Origin of the sequence: Rhizobium sp. BT03 (genome assembly GCF_030053155.1) — a bacterium.
In the GTDB taxonomy this organism is placed as follows: domain Bacteria; phylum Pseudomonadota; class Alphaproteobacteria; order Rhizobiales; family Rhizobiaceae; genus Rhizobium.
Map to the genome: position 1 here is coordinate 103,550 of NZ_CP125640.1, position 15,845 is coordinate 119,394.

At 59.8% G+C, this 15,845-nt stretch carries 13 protein-coding genes; 10 read left to right on the forward strand and 3 right to left on the reverse strand.

Translation table 11 applies throughout. The features are described 5' to 3' along the window. Positions 1-50: 50 nt before the first annotated feature. Positions 51-440 carry a diacylglycerol kinase gene (locus QMO80_RS00540; RefSeq protein WP_283198439.1) on the forward strand — a complete coding sequence of 130 codons (390 nt, stop codon included), beginning with the start codon at positions 51-53 and terminating at the stop codon, positions 438-440. 104 nt (positions 441-544) lie between these two features. On the opposite strand, the gene QMO80_RS00545 is transcribed toward QMO80_RS00540, so the two are convergent. Next, positions 545-2,080 (reverse strand): HAMP domain-containing sensor histidine kinase, encoded by a 1,536-nt coding sequence (locus tag QMO80_RS00545; protein ID WP_283198440.1) that lies wholly within the window; start codon positions 2,078-2,080, stop codon positions 545-547. Positions 2,081-2,186: 106 nt separating this feature from the next. On the opposite strand from QMO80_RS00545, the gene QMO80_RS00550 reads away from it, so the two are divergent. The 5 genes from QMO80_RS00550 to QMO80_RS00570 all read left to right on the forward strand — a co-directional run bounded on the left by QMO80_RS00550 (position 2,187) and on the right by QMO80_RS00570 (position 6,981). Further along, the gene (locus QMO80_RS00550) at positions 2,187-2,744 is read left to right on the forward strand and encodes a thermonuclease family protein (RefSeq protein WP_283198441.1); all 558 of its coding nucleotides are present in this window, start codon (positions 2,187-2,189) and stop codon (positions 2,742-2,744) included. 4 nt (positions 2,745-2,748) lie between these two features. Then, complete coding sequence (locus tag QMO80_RS00555; RefSeq protein WP_283198442.1) at positions 2,749-3,381, forward strand: uracil-DNA glycosylase family protein; 633 nt, start codon at positions 2,749-2,751, stop codon at positions 3,379-3,381. Positions 3,382-3,450: 69 nt separating this feature from the next. After that, positions 3,451-3,939, forward strand: a complete 489-nt coding sequence (locus tag QMO80_RS00560) for an Lrp/AsnC family transcriptional regulator (protein WP_003540387.1) — start codon at positions 3,451-3,453, stop codon at positions 3,937-3,939. 675 nt (positions 3,940-4,614) lie between these two features. Continuing rightward, complete coding sequence (locus tag QMO80_RS00565; protein ID WP_283198443.1) at positions 4,615-5,655, forward strand: porin; 1,041 nt, start codon at positions 4,615-4,617, stop codon at positions 5,653-5,655. Between the two features lie 432 nt (positions 5,656-6,087). After that, positions 6,088-6,981, forward strand: a complete 894-nt coding sequence (locus QMO80_RS00570) for a LysR substrate-binding domain-containing protein (RefSeq protein ID WP_283198444.1) — start codon at positions 6,088-6,090, stop codon at positions 6,979-6,981. Between the two features lie 61 nt (positions 6,982-7,042). Here QMO80_RS00570 and QMO80_RS00575 read toward each other — a convergent pair whose 3' ends face one another. After that, positions 7,043-7,726 carry a DNA alkylation repair protein gene (locus QMO80_RS00575; protein WP_283198445.1) on the reverse strand — a complete coding sequence of 228 codons (684 nt, stop codon included), beginning with the start codon at positions 7,724-7,726 and terminating at the stop codon, positions 7,043-7,045. Continuing rightward, positions 7,723-8,592: an NAD(P)-dependent oxidoreductase gene (locus QMO80_RS00580; RefSeq protein ID WP_283198446.1), complete on the reverse strand. Its 870-nt coding sequence runs from the start codon at positions 8,590-8,592 to the stop codon at positions 7,723-7,725. The genes QMO80_RS00575 and QMO80_RS00580 overlap by 4 nt, the downstream gene beginning before the upstream one ends. A gap of 161 nt (positions 8,593-8,753) precedes the next feature. Here QMO80_RS00580 and QMO80_RS00585 point away from each other — a divergent pair, with 161 nt between their 5' ends. The 4 genes from QMO80_RS00585 (at position 8,754) to QMO80_RS00600 (ending at position 15,598) form a co-directional block, all read left to right on the forward strand. Then, positions 8,754-9,125 (forward strand): hypothetical protein, encoded by a 372-nt coding sequence (locus tag QMO80_RS00585; RefSeq protein WP_283198447.1) that lies wholly within the window; start codon positions 8,754-8,756, stop codon positions 9,123-9,125. A 326-nt stretch (positions 9,126-9,451) separates the two neighbouring features. Then, complete coding sequence (ssuD, locus tag QMO80_RS00590) at positions 9,452-10,627, forward strand: FMNH2-dependent alkanesulfonate monooxygenase (RefSeq protein ID WP_283198448.1); 1,176 nt, start codon at positions 9,452-9,454, stop codon at positions 10,625-10,627. 473 nt (positions 10,628-11,100) lie between these two features. Continuing rightward, positions 11,101-12,783 carry a molecular chaperone HscC gene (locus QMO80_RS00595; protein WP_283198449.1) on the forward strand — a complete coding sequence of 561 codons (1,683 nt, stop codon included), beginning with the start codon at positions 11,101-11,103 and terminating at the stop codon, positions 12,781-12,783. A 4-nt stretch (positions 12,784-12,787) separates the two neighbouring features. Beyond that, positions 12,788-15,598, forward strand: coding sequence for a hypothetical protein (locus QMO80_RS00600; RefSeq protein WP_283198450.1), 2,811 nt, complete (start codon positions 12,788-12,790; stop codon positions 15,596-15,598). Positions 15,599-15,845 lie beyond the last annotated feature (247 nt).

The window sequence follows — 15,845 nt, forward strand, 5'->3', positions numbered from 1 at the left end:
CAAAAAGGGACGGCAAAGCCTTTCCCGGTCTGGAAGAGGAGAGAGGCGTCTTGACGAAGCCTGCGGTGACGAAACAGACCGGATTTCGGCATTTCACCGCTGCCGCCAGCTATTCCTGGGCAGGCTTCCTGCGGGTGCTGAAAGAGGCAGCCTTCCGCCAGGAACTCGGTTTCTTCGTCGTTTCGATCGCGGCCTTAGCGCTGGTGGGGGCGAGCGCGGGCGAGATCGTCGTTGCGGTGCTGCTGTTTCTCGGGCTGTTTTCGATGGAGGCGATGAATACCGCCGTCGAAGAGGTGATCGACCGGATTTCGCCGGAGATTTCGATCGTCGGCAAACATGCCAAGGATCTCGGCTCCTTCGCGGTGAGCTGCATGATCGCCGCCTGCTGCCTCTATCTCGGCTTCATCCTCGGCAAACACCTGTTCTTCAGCCCGGCATGACTTAGGCCGAATCGGCCTAAGTCATGCCGGGCTGCCGCAAATAAATGATGCATGACGTCTGCCCGAAAACCGCTGGCACTTGTCGGCATCATGCTTTGGCTGAATCAGGCGAAACTCTTGCGCTTGCGCGCGACGGCCTGGGCCTCTTCGACGGCCGGCAGGCTCTGGAGCACGCGCTTGGCGGGCAGGATGGCGATGACCTCGGTGCCCTCGCGCAGCTTTGATTTCAGCACGAACTGTCCGTCATGCTTGGCAAGGATCGCCTGGACGATCGGCAGGCCGAGGCCGGTGCCCTGTTCGGCGCTCTTGATGGCGATCGAGCCCTGGCCGAAGGCCGACAGGACGACGGGAATCTCTTCTTCCGGAATGCCGGGGCCGTTATCCCTGATCGAAATGTATTGTCCGCCGCCGGCCGTCCAGCCGACCTTGACGTGGATTTCGCCGCCCTGCGGCGTGAACTTGACCGCATTGGAGAGAAGGTTGAGCACCACCTGGCGCATTGACTTCTCGTCCGCCCAAATGGCCGGCAGCTGCCGCTCGAACTGATCCGAAATGGCGATGTTCTTGGCGCGGGCGCGCAGCTGGACCATGCCGATGCAATCTTCGGTGATATCGAGAAGCGAGATCGCCTCCTCGCTCAGCTCATATTTGCCGGCCTCGATGCGGGAGAGATCGAGGATCTCGTTGATGAGATCGAGCAGATGCTGGCCGGAGCGGTGGATGTCGCCGGCATATTCCTTGTAGGTCGGATTGGCGAGCGGCCCCATGACTTCGGCCGACATCACCTCGGAGAAGCCGAGGATGGCGTTGAGCGGGGTTCTGAGTTCGTGCGACATGGAGGCAAGGAAGCGGGACTTGGCGAGGTTAGCCTCCTCGGCGCGGCGGCGCGCCTCGTCCGACATCGATTTCGCCACTTCAAGCTCGGCGATCAGGTCGTCTTTTTCCGACTGGTAGGAAAGGATCCTGAGGTTCGACTTGAACAGCCGGTCGCTGATATAGTTGAAGAAGACGAGGGTGCTGGTGAAGAGCCCCGTCAGGCTGATTTCGAGGAGGTCGCGCGACAGGCCGCTCTTGGCGGCGAGCGCCAGAACCGCCGGCGCGAAGGCTGCGAGCACGGCAGGCGTCAGCATGAAATTCGACATCGCCGTGACGGAAAGCGCGATCAGCAGCGTCGCACCCTTATAAAGGATAAAGCTCGACGGCTCGCAGCTGTCGCAGCCCTGCAGCGCGAAGACCGCCCAGCAGCAGCCGAGCAGGACCTGGCCGAGCAGCAGCAGGCGGCGCCATTTGCGGGCGCTCTCTGGGGTGATTTCCTGCCGGCGGGCGCGCCGTGCCAGCAGGATATTGCCGGTGTGACAGGTGAGCGTCAGCAGCGCCCAGAAGAGCAACTGCGTATCTTGAGTGAAATAAACGCCAAGAGCGGTGATGATGACGATGAAGAGCGGCATGACCGTCGCGCCCTGCAGCATCGACGCCACATACATCTTGAGGACGTCACGGTCGAAGGAGGAATTGGACGCATGGCCGGACTGAAGACGTTCGCGCGTTTGCCGCACGGCCTTGGAAACGGCCTTGTTGCGGTGGCTGCGCGACCTGTCGACGATAATCTTGTCGGTCGATGTGCTTACGCCGGTACTCATGTGCACGTTGAAACTTCATCCCAGGGTGGATAAGAGCTTAACCGGCAATTCTTAAGAAGATGTTTGCCATCTTTGCCAAGGATTTGTTTTTTAAGGAGGCGAAAGCGTGACACGGAGCCTGCGCCTGATTCGCGACGGCGTGACCGCTCTTGCCCTGCTGGCGCTCCTGGCGCTGATCGCCGCCAAGCTCAACGATGCAGGAAGCGTCGAATATGCGGGCGCTTTCCATGCTGCCGATGGCGACAGTCTGACTTTAGGAGGCGAACGTTTGCGCCTCGAAGGCATCGATGCACCGGAGCTCAACCAGAGCTGCGAGCGGGCGGGGCATGCCTGGGCCTGCGGACGGGCGGCGCGTGAGGCGCTGCAGGGCATGGTTCTGGCATCGGGAACGCTTTGCCGGGGCAGCCGGCGCGACCGCTACGACAGACTGCTTGTCATCTGCCGGAGCGGGACGGGCGGCGACATCAACGCCGCTATGGTGCGCCGGGGCATGGCAATCTCCTATGGCGGTTACGGCAAGGAGGAGGCCGAGGCGAGGGCCGCGAAGGCGGGGCTCTGGGTGGGGACTTTCGAGCGGCCGCGCGATGTGCGCGACCACGCGCGCCAGAGTTCTGCTTCCGGTGGCCCCCTGCGCTTCATCAGGCGGATCGTCGGATGGGAGTGAGGTCATGACCAATGAAATCGGGCTGGAAGGCCTGCGGCAGGAAATCGCCTCCTGCCGTATCTGTCGTGACGCGCCGGCGAAAGGCCTCGCATATCGGCTGCCGCACGAGCCGCGGCCGGTGGCAGTGATTTCGTCGAGCGCACGCATCCTGATCGCCGGGCAGGCGCCCGGGCTTCGGGTGCATGAGAGCGGCCTGCCGTTCGACGATGCTTCGGGCGATCGGCTGCGGTCATGGCTCGGCGTTGACAGAGCGAGCTTCTACGACCGCGACCGATTCGCCATCGTGCCGATGGGTTTCTGCTTTCCCGGCTATGACGCCAAGGGCGCGGATCTGCCGCCGCGTCGCGAATGTGCGCCGTTCTGGCGGCAAAGAGTGATTGCGGCCATGCCGCAGATCGAACTGGTACTGGTCATCGGCCAATATGCGCAGGCCTGGCATATGGGGGCGGAAAGGCGGGACAATATGACCGAGACGGTGCGGGCTTGGCGGGACAGCCTTCTGTCCAACCGGTCGCCGGCGGTGCTGCCGCTGCCGCATCCGAGCTGGCGCAACAGCGGCTGGCTGAAGCGCAACCCGTGGTTCGAGAAAGAATTGCTCCCGGTCTTGCAGGATCGAACGAAAATGCTGCTTTCTTGAAACAAAATTCTTTTCGTCGCGCGGAATCGCGCTATACAAAGAAAATAATTCGAAAGGACTGTTGCGCGCATGGACCGCCTCGACCGAAAAATACTGCGTCTGCTGCAAGAAGATTCGACCCTTGCCGTGGCCGATCTCGCCAAAAAAGTCGGGCTGTCGACGACGCCATGCTGGCGGCGCATCCAGAAAATGGAAGAAGACGGCGTCATCAAGCGCCGGGTCGCCATCCTCGATCCGGAGAAGGTCAACACCAAGGTCACGGTCTTCGTGTCGATTCGCACGGCCACCCATTCGATCGAATGGCTGCGGCGCTTTTCCGAAGTGGTCGCCGAATTCCCCGAAGTGGTGGAATTCTACCGGATGAGCGGCGATGTCGACTATCTCCTGCGAGTCGTCGTGCCCGATATCGCCGCCTATGACGCCTTTTATAAGCGGATGATCGCCAAGATCGAGATTCGCGACGTCTCCTCCGCCTTTGCGATGGAGCAGATCAAGTATTCGACGCAGCTGCCGCTCGACTACATGATTCTCGACAATGCCAAATCCAATGAGGATTGAATTCGGCAGTGCGGCCGCAAGGCCGCACTGCCGGAAGGCATGAGGATTGTGCTGTTTGAGTCGATCCAACCAACCGCGTCTGAGCGCGCGGATCCGGTCAGTGCGGAAGGGCGGAATGTCGTCATGACTGCAGAAAAGCCCCAGAAATAGCGAAAAAACGCTCGAATCTCACCAAAATTTAGAAAAATACATAGCCTGGTAAGAAATACGACGCTATGTTGTACGGAACCGGTGAGCGTTATGTCATCATTTCGTCTCATTGGTATCGAATTCAGAACACCATGTTCTAAACCGCTGCCTTGTATGTGTTGATTAGCCGGCGGTAGAGTTTATGCACTTCACCAATAATGTTCGACGGGGGTCGAACGGTGGAGTATTTGACAAATGGGGCATAGCGTTTGCGGCTTGCGATGGAGGATTTCCGTCGCGGAGCCGCTTGTCGTGTTTTCTGTCTAAATAATTGATATTGTTGTATAAAAATCACGCTGTTGGGGAAAGTTGCTTTGCGGGAGCCATCCGGCGTGTATCAAGAATTGCTTGATAAGGCCTGGTATGGGATGACGGTTTGGCGGTTCGATCGATCCGCACGCCGAGATGGCTGTTCAAACTGGGCCGGCTTCAAATCGACTACCCGATTGGAAGCCAGCCCCGATCGACAAAGGAATGGATTGGTAAATGAACATCAGAATGGTTTTGCTTGCATCAGCAGCAGCATTTGCTGCATCGACGCCGGTTCTTGCAGCTGACGCTATCGTTGCTGCCGAGCCGGAACCGGTTGAATATGTTCGCGTCTGCGACGCTTACGGCACCGGCTACTTCTACATCCCGGGCACCGAAACCTGCCTCAAGATCGAAGGCTACATCCGTTTCCAGGTCAACGTTGGCGATCGCCCGGGCGACTCGGTAGCTCGTCCTAACGACTCCGACTGGGATGCCGTCACTCGCGGTCAGGTTCAGTTCACCGCCAAGAGCGACACCGAATATGGTCCGCTGACCGGCGTCATCGTCATGCAGTTCAATGCTGACAACGCCACCGATCAGGACGCCATCCTCGACTCCGCTTATCTCGACATCGCGGGCTTCCGCGCTGGTCTCTTCTACAGCTGGTGGGACGACGGCCTCTCCGGCGAAACCGACGACATCGGCTCTGTTGTAACGCTGCACAACTCGATGCGTTATCAGTATGAAAGCGGCACCTTCTACGCCGGTCTCAGCGTCGATGAACTCGAAGACGGCGTTTACAAGGCCGACGAAACCTCCAACAACGTTGGCGTCGCCTTCGGCGTTGGCGGCACGGCTGGCGCGTTCAGCTACCAGATCACTGGCGGCTGGGACTTCGACAACGAAGACGGCGCAATCCGCGCTATGGGTACGGTTGACATCGGCCCCGGCACGCTCGGCCTCGCTGGCGTCTACTCTTCCGGCCCGAACTCCTACTACTCGTCGGCTGAGTGGGCTATCGCTGCCGAATACGCCATCAAGGCAACCGACAAGCTCAAGATCACCCCGGCCGTTCAGTACTACGGCAACTACTTCGGCGGTGGCACGGCTGTTCCGGATGACTTCGACGGTCTCGGCGATGCTTGGAAGGTCGGTCTGACGGTTGATTACCAGATCGTCGACAACTTCTATGCCAAGGCTTCGGTTCAGTACCTCGATCCGGATGATGGCGACGACTCCACTTCGGGCTACTTCCGCCTGCAGCGTTCGTTCTAATCCACTTAGTGGATGCTCCCGGTCTTCGGACCGGGGGCGCTTCAAATCAGTTTCTGATCCGAGTGACCTCCGATCAGCTACGGGGACGGGTCCGGTCTTCCCTGCCGGGCCGTCCTTGCAGCGTTTTTGACGCGCAGTCCTCTGGGCATCTTTCCGAAGCCTTTTCTGAGGAGCCGAACCGGTTCGTTGCGTATTGCACGCCGGCTTCTTGCCACTCCCATTTCAATTTTTAAGCGAGCTGGATCGGTCGACAGCATCGTCGCGCGCACGCAACTGTTGGTCTCTTCCGTTTTGGCCGTCGGCCGGCGTTGCCGCAACAGGTCGCGTAAAGAAAATCCAATGCCGACAATGTGATTACAGCTTTTTGGGAGAGGGGATACAACCTCTGCAGGGGGCCGGCATTCATTTCCTTCTCGCGGGCAGCTTGTTCTTATGGACGATCTCAATGACTACTATTATTTCGCCGCTGTCGTCTCCAGCGGCGGCTTCGCTTCTGCAAGTCGCGATCTGAAGATCCCGCGATCGAAGCTGAGCAGGCGGGTCAGCCGCCTTGAGGAAGGGCTTGGCGCAAGGCTGATAGAACGCTCCACTCGCCACTTCCGGGTGACGGAGATCGGCCAGGCTTTCTACGAAAGATGCCAGACCATTTTGCAGGAGGCCGACCGCGCCAAGTCGATCGTCAGCGAGGCTCAATCCGATCCGCAAGGCGTGGTGCGGATGGGCTGCCCGCTCGGCCTCGTCGATATCTCGGTCGGCGGAATCCTGCCTGAATTCCTGGAGCGTTATCCGAAGATCAAGCTGCAGATCATCGGTTCCGACCGGCGCGCCGACCTCATCAACGAACGGATCGATCTTGAGGTGAGGGCGACCAACGAGCCGGAAACGCAGACGAGCCTGACGATGCGCAAGCTCGACCGGGCGCGGCGCATCCTGGTCGCAAGTCCCTCGCTGGTCGAGCGTACCGGCTTGAATTGCGTGGACGAGCTCGCCGGGCTTCCGACGCTGGCAATGACCTCATGGGTGTCGTTCCACAGCTGGGAATTGATCGGACCGAATGATGCCAAACGGGTGATTCGGCATCAGCCGCGGCTGACCTGCCGCAGCATGACCGCCATCCTGGACGCGGCCCGTGCTGGTCTTGGCTTCGGGCTTTTGCTCGAAAGCGCCTGCGAGGCGGATCTCCGGGCCGGCAGACTGGTGCGGGTGCTGCCGGATTGGCAGTCGGAGGAGAGCCAGTTCTATCTCGTCTTCACGACCGCCAAGGGCATGCCGCCGGCAGTGCGGGTGCTGATCGATTTCCTGGTCGAAAAATCCCGCCAGCATTGATGAAGCAGCATTGAAGAAGCAGCATTGACGAACAAGGGCTTCGCCTTGAAACGGCATGCGTTTATTTCAGCCGTGCCAGCAGCTTTTCGCCGGCCAGTTCCTTGACGGCATCCTTGCCGATCCAGCGGGCGGTTTTGTCGGGGCTTTCCGCCAGCGCCTTTGCAACGACGAGGGCCGGTGCATGGCAGGCGAGATTGCGCTTGCCGATGCTGCGGAGTGCCCAGTTGACCGCCTTGCGCACGAAGTTTCGAGGGTCGCCGGAATGAGCTTCGATCAGCGGCAGCCAGGCAAGGATGCTGGTGTCGGGCTCCGTCTTGCGATGGACGGCGGCACCTGCAATCATGGCGAAGGCAGTGCGCCTGACAAATTCCCGCTCGTCGTCGGCGAATTCTGCGACGAGTTCGTCCAGCCGGGCCTCGACGAAGAGGTCGGCAGCGCAATCGACGATTTCCCAGGAGTTGAAATCATCGGCCCAATGCCGGGCTTCTTCCTCCGTCAGCCGCTTCGGCTCGGCTGTAAAGAGGGCGAGCAAACGGGCTTCGCGGATGTCGCTCCGCCAGAGCTGCATTGCTCTGACGTGATCCTTCTTCGCTTGCCTGGCGATCGCCTTGACATCGGGATTGGCAATGCCGAGGGCGCGGGTGGTGACGATGCCGAAGCGCGCCATGCCGGCGACATTCTCCTCCGAACGCAGCGTTTCGAGATGCGCGATCAGTTCAGCGGCATCGGAGGAGGGGCCGATCATTTTTCGAGGCGGGCAAGCAATGAGGATGTATCCCAACGATTGCCGCCCATTGCCTGCACGTCGCCATAGAACTGGTCGACGACGGCGGTGACCGGCAGCTTGGCGCCGTTGCGGCGGGCTTCGGTGAGCACGATGCCGAGATCCTTGCGCATCCAGTCGACCGCGAAGCCGAAATCATATTTGCCGGCGTTCATGGTCTTGTGGCGGTTTTCCATCTGCCAGGAGCCGGCCGCACCCTTGGAGATCACCTCGACGACCTTTTCGATATCGAGGCCGGAGCGCTTGCCGAAATGCAGTCCTTCGGCAAGCCCCTGAACGAGGCCGGCGATGCAGATCTGGTTGACCATCTTGGTCAGCTGGCCTGAGCCTGCCGGCCCCATCAGGCCAACCATGCGGGCATAGGCGTCGATAACGGGCCTGGCGCGTTCGAAGACGGCCTCGTCACCACCGCACATGACGGTGAGGATGCCGTTTTCAGCGCCGGCCTGGCCGCCGGAGACAGGAGCGTCGATGAAATCGACGCCTTTTTCCTTTGCAGCGGCATAAAGTTCGCGGGCGACCTCGGCGCTGGCGGTGGTGTTGTCGATCAGCACGGAACCCGGCTTCATGCCGTGAAGGGCACCGTTTTCGCCGGATGTCACCGACCGGAGATCTTCGTCGTTGCCGACGCAGACGAAGACGAAATCGGCGCCCGCGGCAGCCTCGGCCGGCGTGGATGCGGATTTGCCGGAGAATTTTTCTGCCCAGGCGACGGCTTTTTCGGCCGTACGATTATAGACGGTGACATCGTAGCCGCCCTTCGTCTTCAGATGACCGGCCATGGGAAAACCCATGACGCCGAGACCGATGAATGCGACTTTAACCATATGTCCTGTCCTTATCCCGAGTGCGAGGTCCTGAGGATTAACCGAAACGGCCGGAGCAGAAAAGCCGTGAAGACGGAGTTCCTTGCGATAGACGGACATGAGGCTGGTCGCCGTTCGCCTCAGCCCTAAATGGAGACTAGGCAAGTGTTTCCGGGGGTGACATGCGCGAAACTCCGACGATCGAGCCGCGGCGCAAAGGCCGCACTGGAATGCAGTCGATGCTTATTCCATCCCAGCAGATGGTCGCAGAGCAGATTCGATCGGCACAGCAAGGTGTTTTCACCGAGCTTGGCGTCCTTCGCCGCCGCCTCGCTGCCAAATACGGGGCGGACGCCTGTTGTCCGGTTACCGTGCAGCGGCATTTGCGCGTGATTGCCGGTCTGTCTTTCCTCGCGCTGCAAAAGGGAGAACCGGTTTCGATGATCACGCCCTATTGGCGCATGGTCGATCCCACCAGCCTGCTGGCGACACGCCTTGCCGGCGGGGCCGGCTTTATCCGGGAGCGGCTGGCTGCCGAACGGCGGGAGGGATAGCGGAAGAAGGCGGCTATCGGCAGGCGCTTGCCGACGAGTGACAGAACGGGAAAAATTATTCCTCAAAGCGGACGACAATGGCAAGTTGATATTGTCGATATAATTTATAGTCTATGCAATATTCCAGCAATCGAAGGCGACTCCTGTTTCCGGCCAGCCGCCATCGATCGACAGGATATTTCAGATGTTCACGCGCAGACAAAACCCCGGCATTCCCTCCGCCGCTACCGCGATCCTCCCAAGCATCCGTGTGGCGGCGCGCGCAGGTACGTCCTGCATGTCCCGCGCGAGCTGATGTTCGAATTTCGCAGCAAAGGACCGTTTCCATGACCGCCACATCCGATCCCATCAATTTCCTCTGGTTCATCCCGACGTCGGGCGACGGCACCTATCTCGGTTCCGCCGATCTCAACCGCGCGCCTGAAATCGGCTATCTCACGCAGATCGCCCAGGCCGTCGACCGGCTCGGCTATTCCGGTGTGCTGTTGCCGACAGGGGTTGCCTGCGAGGAATCCTTCGTAACGGCAGCGGCGCTCGCGGCCAAGACCGAGAAGCTGCAGTTCCTGGTGGCGATCCGCCCCGGCACGGCGTCGCCGGCCTATTACGCGCGCCTGGCGACGACGCTCGACCGCATCTCCAACGGCCGCCTGCTGCTCAATATCGTCGTCGGCGGCAGCCCGGCCGAGCTTGCCGGTGACGGCATCCATCTCGAGCATGACGAGCGTTATGCCCATGCCGACGAGTTTTTCACTGTCTTCGAGGAACTGCTGGACAAGGGCACGGCGAGTTTTGACGGCAAATATATCAAGGCGACCAATGCGCGCCTTGGCTTTCCCTCGGTGCAGAACCCGCGCCCGCCACTCTATTTCGGCGGCTCGTCGGATGCAGGCATCGATTTCTCGGTCGGCCGCGTCGACAAGTATCTGACCTGGGGCGAACCGCCGGCACAGGTGGCCGAAAAGGTCGCCAAGGTGCGCAAGGCGGCCGCCGAGCGCGGCCGCGAGGTGAGCTTCGGCATCCGCCTGCACTTCATCGTGCGCGAAACCGACGAAGAGGCCTGGGAGGCTGCGGAGCGGCTGATCCGTCACCTCGACGACGATACGATCCGCGAGGCGCAGGAGCGCTTCGTCCACGAATCCGACTCGGTCGGCCAGAAGCGCATGGCTGCCCTCCACGGCGGCCGCCGCGACAAGCTCGAGGTCTCGCCTAACCTATGGGCCGGCGTCGGCCTGGTGCGCGCTGGGGCCGGCACGGCGCTTGTCGGCTCGCCGAAGACGGTGGCCGCGCGCCTTGCCGAATACCAGGAGATCGGCATCGATACGGTGATCGGCTCCGGCTATCCACACCTGGAAGAGGCTTATCGTGTCGCCGAGCTGCTCTTCCCCGAACTCGGCATCACCCGCGAGCATCAGCGCCTGGCCTTCAACAACGAATTCGGCCGAAAGCAGATTTTTGCGGGCGGCAGCCACGGCGGCAATCTGAAGGTCGTTTCCGGTTCCTGAGGTCCAACGAAGCGGGTAGGTCTGACATCGCCGGAAGCCGCCCGCGGCTTTCGGCGTTTTACTATATGACGTGCTGGCGAGTTAGATCATGTCTGACGGCCATCCTGCCGCGACTGTCCGGAGGGCCGGTTATGATTGCGCGAGCTGACGCCAAGCCGGACCCTGAAGATCAACACACCATCTATAAATTTTTATCGGCTTTTTGAAGCATGTTGCAATTTAGATCAACTATGAGATGTATAAAGACATCTCACCTGTTATCCGGAATGCATCCTGCGCCCCTCCAAATATCTAGTTCGTCAATCGTTGGTCCCAAAAGCGCATTTTTGCTCGCCGCCCGGCTTCATGCCGCACCGCGCCGAACACGCAGTGCGGCCAGTTCTCGAACTAGGATGACCCGCGCGGCATAGAAGACGACTCATTGTTTCCATCCAGGTAGCGGGCACGCCACCCTATTCGCATTTGAGGTTTTTATGGCAATTATCGGTATCGATCTTGGCACATCCAATTCGTTGGTGGCGGTCTGGTCCGAGAGTGGTGCGGAACTCGTTCCCAATGCGCTTGGCGAAACCCTGACGCCGTCGGCGGTCAGCGTTGCCGATGACGGCGTGTTGCTGGTGGGAAGGGCGGCGGCCGACCGGTTGATCACGCATCCGGAGCGCTCCGTCGCCTCCTTCAAGCGCTGGATGGGAAGCGCCAACGGCGCACAGCTCGCCGGCAAGACCTGGCGGGCCGAGGAACTGTCGGCATTGGTGCTGAAGTCGCTCAAGGACGATGTCGAGGTCAAGCTCGGCGAGGAAATCGTCGAGGCGGTGATTTCGGTTCCCGCCTATTTCAACGATCCTCAGCGCAAGGCAACGTTGGATGCGGCGCGGCTCGCCGGTCTGAATGTCGAGCGGTTGATCAACGAGCCGACTGCCGCGGCGCTGGCGCATGGGTTGGAGGCGGCCGGAGATGGCTGTTTCCTGATTCTCGACCTTGGCGGTGGAACGTTCGATGTGTCGCTTCTGCACAAGTATGAGAACGTGATGGAGATCCGAGCTTCTGCCGGCGATTCCTTGCTTGGCGGCAATGATTTTCGCGATGTGCTCATCGAATTCCTGGTCAAACGGCACCAGTTGAACGAAGCCAAGCTCGATCCGGCCGAGCGGGCTCGGCTGTTGCGCGAGGCGGAAACGATCAAATTCGCGCTGACCGACAAGGCCGAAGCAGCCTATGATTTCTCGCTTGGCAAGACCCCATGCACGGGGGAAGTCAGCCGCGGCGCCTTCGAGGAGGCGGCAGCCCCGCTCTTGAGGCGGATGCGTACGCCGATCGAAAGTGCCGTTCGCGACGCGCGCATCGACATCGCCAAGATCGATCAGATCGTCCTGGTCGGCGGCGCCACAAGGATGCCGCTAGTGCGCAACCTCGTTACCAGACTGTTCGGCCGCTTTCCGTTGGTCCATGCGCGGCCCGACCACGCCATTGCGATCGGTGCAGCGGTGCAGGCAGGCTTGAAGCATCGCCGTGGTGCTCTCGATGAAATCATCATGACCGATGTATGCCCGTTCACCCTGGGGACGTCGGTCCTCGATCCCAGGGCGCCTGATGGTGTCATTCTGTCACCAATCATCGAGCGCAATGCCGTAGTTCCCATCAGCCGGGAAAATACCTATTGGACGGCGTCGAACATGCAGACGCAAGTGAGTATCGAGGTGCTACAGGGGGAGCATATGCGTCCGTCCCAGAATGTGCGGATCGGCACCGTGGATGTATCGGTCCCGCCGGGGCCAGCCGGTCGGGAATCTGTAGGGGTACGATTCACCTATGACATCAACGGTGCGCTGGAAGTCGAGGTCAAAGTGACTTCGACGAAGCATGTCGAACGGAAAGTCTTCCGCAACCAATCCAATCTCAGCGACCAGGAACTCGACAAGAGTTTCGCGGCACTTGCGTCCATTAAGCTAGCGCCACGAGACCAGCAGGAAAACCGCTCGCTGATCGCCCGCGCGGAAAGGCTCTATGCCGAATCGCTTGGGCCGGTGCGGGAGCATATCGCGCAGCTTCTCCTGCAATTTGAGACAGCGCTGAAGGACCAGGCGAACCATGACCTCGACAGCGTGCGCCGCGCATTTGCCGAAACATTGAATCAGTTCGAACGCAGAATTCTTTGATCCCATGGCTGAAACTTGCTGGACGCTCCTGCAGATCGCACCGACTCAGGATGAGAACGACATTCGACGCGCCTATGCCCGGCGGCTGCGCGATTTTCGGCCCGATGAGGATCCGGAGGGATTCCAGCGGCTGGTCGGCGCGAAGGAAGCGGCGCTGGACTGGGCGAAGTCAGCCGAGTTGCCAGCGTTGACCGTTGACGACGGGGACGATCGGGGGATCGATGCGGACCTCGCGCTGCTGACAAGTACCTATACCGCCGACAATTCCAGCGAGCAGCAGACGATAGACGCGGCGCTGCTGCCAGAACTATCGGCTGAAGATGACAAGGCAATACCCGACGCCGGCGACAATGCGGAAACGGAGAAGGAATCCACGAGTGCTGCCGTATTTCACGCGTATGCCGGGCCGATCGAAGATGAGCGCGACCGCCAGATCTTCGAGCGTCTGAACGAAATCGTAGCACCGGATAAGCAGCGCCCGTGGAGTGCCGGCCCGGTAGCCAGGAAGACAGAGTCGTGGAGCCAGCTGTTCGACATGGCTGCAAGCCTCAGTCTGCAACGCCATGAGCAGTTTTTGAAGGAAATCGGCCGACATCTCCCTCCGATCCTCCCTGGCAAGGAGCTTCAGGCGCTGGAGACCCTTGAAGAGTTCACGCAGGGGCACGGTTTTGCCACCGTTGTCGAAATGGTTGAGCAGCACTGCCGGTTTGCCGAGCGGCCGGAATTGCTCGTTCGTCTTTGCGGCCAGGATGCTGCAATGATGTATTTCTCGTGGGTGGCGCACGCGCAGTCCGCAAGAGGCATTCTGCAGCGGCGAAAGACGGGGCGTGGGGCATACGCTGATGCTCAGACCGGCTTGCCGGTCTTTCCGCCTGAAGATCGTATTTTCGCGTTGCAGACGGTCGAACTCGTCAAATTTCACAAGGAGGCCGTAGAGCGTCGTCGCTGGCCGCGCCGTTTCGACTGGAAAACCTTGATCTTTCCGATAACGCGATCGGCTGCCGCCGGTCTCACGCGGGAGGGCGCGCTTTTCCTCGTGATCCTCGGCCTGATCGTTGCAGGCGGCTTGTCGACGTCGAATGATATCGCGCAGATGATCGGTCTGGCGTGCATTCCGATCCTGCTGATTGCGCGCATCGTCATGGCATTCTTCATCAATCGGTTGGCGGTGGGTGCCTCATTGCGGCGGGTGATGCGTGCGGACCGTCGGGGACTCTGGTCTAAGCCCAGGCCCAACGCCTTGCGCAATCACTGGCACGATTATGTGCAGGGCATATTTGTCGGCGAGCTTATCCTTTCCATGGCGGCGCTCATCCTGGCGCCGATCATGATCGCAACTTTCCTCCAGTTGAAAGACGATCTGGACCGACCGGCCGAGACTGTCGTTTCGGAACTCGTCTTCTCAGCGCTTGATGCCGTCGCAAACGACGATCGGCTGCCTGACAGCGCACTCTTCGACGTGATCGACTTCGTCAATTCGGCCGAGTTATTGAACTTCCACGATCGCAGCAAAGGAACTTCCATCACGGTGCGCGATCTCGAAAATCGCGAATGGCTGGCGGAGTTGCACCGTCGCGTCGATCGATTGCTTGGAACGAGCCTGCTCTCAGGCTCCGATCGAGACCTGGTCGGTCCGATCCTGGCGACACCTGCGGCAGAACGCGAACTCAAACTGCACGTTCTTGCCGACGCTTATCGCTCGGCGACGCCGGAGCGGCGCATGGAAATTCAGCGAGTGCTTGCACGCTGGAAGCCGACGCTCGATGCCGCGAATGGCCCGCAGGCTGTTGCCGCCGTCTGGGCGGCCATTCCGCCGCGCAGGAAAGGGCCAAACCTGGACGCCTTCTCCGAGGAAATGCGCAGGCTGCTGCTCGACAGATTTCTCGCGAGCGCGGTCGGAGTTTTCAGCGTGGACGAAATCCAACTCGTCACCCGGTTCCACGACCTTTTGACCGTTCCTGCAGATGGGTTTGCCGCCATCGGTCCGATAGGGTCACCCGATGCGAATTCCATGGTTTCGATAAGCGGACCTAGCCCCGCTGATAGCGACGCAGTGCAAGGCAAAGATCTTGGCGTCGCGCGATACCTCGAGGAACATCCCGATCGCCTCACGGGGGCTGCGGCCCGGATGCCGGGGCTGTCCCGCACCAGTTCGGCGATGGCGCGCTCGAGTTTCTTCGATATCGCCCGTATTTGCCTCGATTCGAATAGCGATGCCGATCGTGTGCATATGCGTGAGTCTATCGGCCGATCTTTGGAGAATTTCCCTGACGCTCGCATTTCAACGACTACCAACCTTTGGCAGACGTTGGGGCGAATCGCCCTGGCGGAACCGAACTGCTATCGCAAGGCTTTCATAGCCGGGAGGGTGTACAGTGGGGATATAAGGATGGGCCAGTTGGACGAGCAGTTTGACGCGCTGGAAGAAGAGCTGGATCAGTTTAGCAAAACCGACGGTGGTATCAGCAATCCGGATGTCCTGGCAGACTTCGTCCAGTTCATCCCGCAAGACGGCATTTATAGTTTCACCCGCAATAAATTGACGTCAGAGATTCATTTTCTTCTCGGCAAGTGGCTCGCCCATAAGGAGGACTATCACAAAGCGATTTTGGAATTCGACCAGGCGCTTGATGCAAAGGAATGCAATGAATTCTATGTTCATCGATTGCAAGCTCTCCGTGCCATAGGAGATAACAAACGAGCTCAAGCAGATCTTCAGCAGGCATTCCAAAAAACCGGATGGTGTATGATTGACGGTGGAGCTGCTCAGGCGTTGCTGTCATCGCTTAAGACACCAGAAAAAGGCGGCCACTAATCCCGGTCTTCTCTACAAGATCCCATGGCTAGGATAGGCGCGCCGCCTGTCAGACCGCCGTCGCGTTATCGATACAAACATCTATGCATAGTTCGCCAGCTATTCATGATCCATATAATTGTCAGGTATGATATGCGCCACAAACTGGCTCGACCTGACCTGTGGTCCTTCAAGCGTGTTTACCTCTTGACTAACGCATACCTGCGTAGCTATACGTTAACTCATAGCTGAATGGGTATGAATTCCA

Coding starts and splice junctions, on each gene's coding strand:
- QMO80_RS00595 (WP_283198449.1), top strand. CDS start 11,101: ATGGCAATTATCGGTATCGATCTTGGCACATCCAATTCGTTGGTGGCG.
- QMO80_RS00560 (WP_003540387.1), top strand. CDS start 3,451: ATGGACCGCCTCGACCGAAAAATACTGCGTCTGCTGCAAGAAGATTCG.
- QMO80_RS00580 (WP_283198446.1), bottom strand. CDS start 8,592: ATGGTTAAAGTCGCATTCATCGGTCTCGGCGTCATGGGTTTTCCCATG.
- QMO80_RS00565 (WP_283198443.1), top strand. CDS start 4,615: ATGAACATCAGAATGGTTTTGCTTGCATCAGCAGCAGCATTTGCTGCA.
- ssuD (WP_283198448.1), top strand. CDS start 9,452: ATGACCGCCACATCCGATCCCATCAATTTCCTCTGGTTCATCCCGACG.
- QMO80_RS00585 (WP_283198447.1), top strand. CDS start 8,754: ATGCGCGAAACTCCGACGATCGAGCCGCGGCGCAAAGGCCGCACTGGA.
- QMO80_RS00545 (WP_283198440.1), bottom strand. CDS start 2,080: ATGAGTACCGGCGTAAGCACATCGACCGACAAGATTATCGTCGACAGG.
- QMO80_RS00555 (WP_283198442.1), top strand. CDS start 2,749: ATGACCAATGAAATCGGGCTGGAAGGCCTGCGGCAGGAAATCGCCTCC.
- QMO80_RS00570 (WP_283198444.1), top strand. CDS start 6,088: ATGGACGATCTCAATGACTACTATTATTTCGCCGCTGTCGTCTCCAGC.
- QMO80_RS00575 (WP_283198445.1), bottom strand. CDS start 7,726: ATGATCGGCCCCTCCTCCGATGCCGCTGAACTGATCGCGCATCTCGAA.
- QMO80_RS00600 (WP_283198450.1), top strand. CDS start 12,788: ATGGCTGAAACTTGCTGGACGCTCCTGCAGATCGCACCGACTCAGGAT.